The sequence below is a fragment of the uncultured Oscillibacter sp. genome (assembly GCF_910587525.1).
Classification (GTDB): domain Bacteria; phylum Bacillota; class Clostridia; order Oscillospirales; family Oscillospiraceae; genus Oscillibacter.
The window spans coordinates 1-2,900 of sequence record NZ_CAJULS010000208.1 but is presented as its reverse complement, the minus strand read 5'-3'; the positions used below and the strand labels follow the sequence as shown (position 1 = coordinate 2,900).

Sequence of the window (2,900 nt, the reverse complement as noted above, 5' to 3'; positions counted from 1 at the left end):
GCCAAGACCTTCAACCAGCAGACCAATGTATCCCTGGACAACAAGTACATCGTGCTGGACATCTCCGAGCTGACCGGCGACCTGCTGACGGTGGGGATGTTCGTGGCGCTGGATTTCGTCTGGGACAAGGCCAAGGAGGACCGGACGGTGGAGAAGGCCATCTTCATCGACGAGTGTTGGCAGCTCATTGGGGCCAGCAGCAACCGTCTGGCCGCTGAGTTTGTGCTGGAGATTTTCAAGATCATCCGGGGCTATGGCGGCTCCGCCATCTGCGCCACCCAGGACCTCAACGACTTCTTTGCTCTGGAGGATGGCAAGTACGGCAAGGGTATCATCAACAATGCCAAGACAAAGATCCTGCTCAACCTGGAGGACGAGGAGGCCCAGCGCGTTCAAACTATTCTCCATCTCTCCGAGGCGGAGGTCATGGAGATCACCCACTTCGAGCGGGGCAGCGGCCTCATCAGTACCAATAACAACAATGTGACGGTGGAAATCAAGTGCAGCCAGATGGAGAAGGAGCTGATCACCACCGACCGCCGGGAACTTCAAGAGCTGCTGAACCGGGCCGAGGGGCAGGAAGCGGGGTGATGCGTATTCAGGCGGCGATAATACGGCAGTAATACGCCTTTATACGTCCTCTGATTTCGATACGCCCACGATACTTCGGTAATGCGTACAGTGGTTTTGATACAGCGGTAATACGGCGTTTATGCGTACAGAGGTTTATGCTGTGCGTATAAACGCCGCTTTAATACCATCGGAATACGCCAATAATACGGCAATCATGCGTATGGGAGGCAGAATATGAAAACGAGAGAACAAATCTATGGACAGGAGGCGGCCAGCATCCTGCGGGATATTACCATGTACCGGGCGCTGACGGAGGAGCAGCTTCTCCGGCTCTACCCCAGGAAACGGGACAAGGTACGCAATCTCCTGTCCTATCTGACCAAGCAGGGGCGCATCTGGCACATCGACGGCCTGTACTGCGCCGCCCCGGAGTGCGCTGAGGACGTGGACAAGGGGCTGCTGGCCTCTGTTTGGGTGCTGGCGGACTTCATTGACCGGGTGGAGTTCCATTCCGTGGGCGATTTCCCCGCCAAGCTGATTTTTTTCGCGGATGGGGAAGTGTACGAGGTCATCCACGCCGCGTCCGGCAAAGAAACCCTGATCAATCACATCCTGTCCGCGCCGGCGGAGGAGGCGTCCAGCTATCTGATCCTGGTGGACAAGCCGGAGCAGATACCGGAGCTGGACATTCCCAACGCCAGGGGCTACTGCACTGTCTCCCCGGAGGGGGAAGTTCAATACTATCAGCGAGAATAAGGAAGGAGGACAGCCTTGAACCGAGCGATCCTATCCCAGCGAATTACATCCATTTTAGCCGACCTGAACCGGCTGACCAATGCACTTTACGCCATGAACACCACCGACATCCAGCGATACCCCGATAACTACGAGGTGCTGTCCGCAGACGCGGCGCTGAGGGCGGAGAATATCGCCTGCCGGCTGCGGCACCTGATCTACTCTACCACCAACATCAAGAAGGAGGAGTACCTGACCTCCGCCGCCGTCATGCAGGGGATCAATGTGGAGAAAAAGGGTGACGTCCTGGAAATCACGCTGCCCTGTCTGCTCCCAAAACGGAAGCAGCGGCAGAGTACGGAATATCTTCTTGACCCCTTTACCGCCGCCATGAGCCAGTACACCAGAGAGCACCCCATGCCCCGGTTCCAGCATTGTGTGGTCTGCTTCTCCCACATCTACTGTCAGGACCTGCCTAAACGCCGGGTGCGTGACTACGACAATCTGGAGCTGAAGCAGTTCCTGGACGTGGCCGCCTCGTTTATTCTGACCGATGACAGCGGCCTGCTGTGCGACGCCTACAACACCACGGAGTTGGGCGAAACGGACTGCACCCGCATCTCCATCATGGACAGCGCGCACTTCCCGGAGTGGCTGGCGGAGCGTCAGGCGGCGCTGCAATCCATCACGGATTTGTAGGAAAAGTACCCTCGAAACAGGGGTCCCATTTGGGGCTGTTTTGGAGCTTCCGTTTTGGGACCCTCGGTAAATTTCAGCAAAGCCTTGTGCAGCAGGGGATTTTCCCTCCCTGAGCCGGTATGAAAAATACCGAAGTTATACGCACCCACGGTAAAAAACAGTGAAAAGAGGTGGTGTCAATATGGCTGCTGGCAGTAAGCAGATACCGCCCGAGGACACGCTGGCAAATTTGCTGCTGACGCTCACCGCTCTGTCCGGTGAGTTCCCCACGGCCCAGATAAACCGCCTGCCCAGTACAGGCGCATACCAGGAAAAAATCCTCAAATCGCTTAAAGGAGAAAAACTCCTGCGGACTTACTATCGTGATGGGCTGCGGGCGCTCCGGCTGACCACAGCCGCAAAAAAGCTGCTGGCGGACAAGTGGCCGGATCGGTTCCTGCCCTATCTCTCCGGCAGTACCGAGACAAATGTGTTGAAGTCGGAAGTCCCCCGCCGCCTGCGGCTCCACCGTATGGCCGAGGTTTTGGTGACAATGCTCAATGCTAACGTCTTGGTATTCCCTTGGGAAAAGCCAGCCGTATTCAGCCCCACGCCGCTCTCCGCCGCTCCGTGCATTGGCCGGCCTGCTTACTACAGCTCCAGAGAAGTAAAAGGCTTGGGGGCACAGGCGGTCAAGATACGCGGTTCCCGCTCAACCGGCCTTCTTTTAACGGACGGCGCCATCTTCACCATCTACAATACCGGCCCCTTTGCGATGAAGTGGGAGTACAAAGCGGAAATGCGGCTCAAAGCCATGCTCCAGACAGAACTCTGTCAACGCCGGCTCCCAGGCCAGTATCAGAACGCTGTGTTGAGCGCCATCGTGTTCGGCCAGGATATGGAGCGGATGATTC

General features: G+C 56.9%; 2 protein-coding genes and 2 pseudogenes. All 4 read left to right on the top strand.

Going from position 1 to position 2,900, the window contains the following annotated elements; all coding sequences use genetic code 11:
• Positions 1 to 591: pseudogene (locus QZ326_RS12535) on the top strand (PrgI family protein); the annotation flags it as partial.
• A 216-nt stretch (positions 592 to 807) separates the two neighbouring features.
• Complete coding sequence (locus QZ326_RS12530; protein WP_295745794.1) at positions 808 to 1,329, top strand: DUF5697 family protein; 522 nt, start codon at positions 808 to 810, stop codon at positions 1,327 to 1,329.
• Positions 1,330 to 1,344: 15 nt separating this feature from the next.
• Positions 1,345 to 2,007 (top strand): DUF6100 family protein, encoded by a 663-nt coding sequence (locus tag QZ326_RS12525; RefSeq protein WP_295745792.1) that lies wholly within the window; start codon positions 1,345 to 1,347, stop codon positions 2,005 to 2,007.
• Positions 2,008 to 2,188: 181 nt separating this feature from the next.
• Positions 2,189 to 2,900, top strand: a pseudogene (locus QZ326_RS12520) (hypothetical protein); the annotation flags it as partial.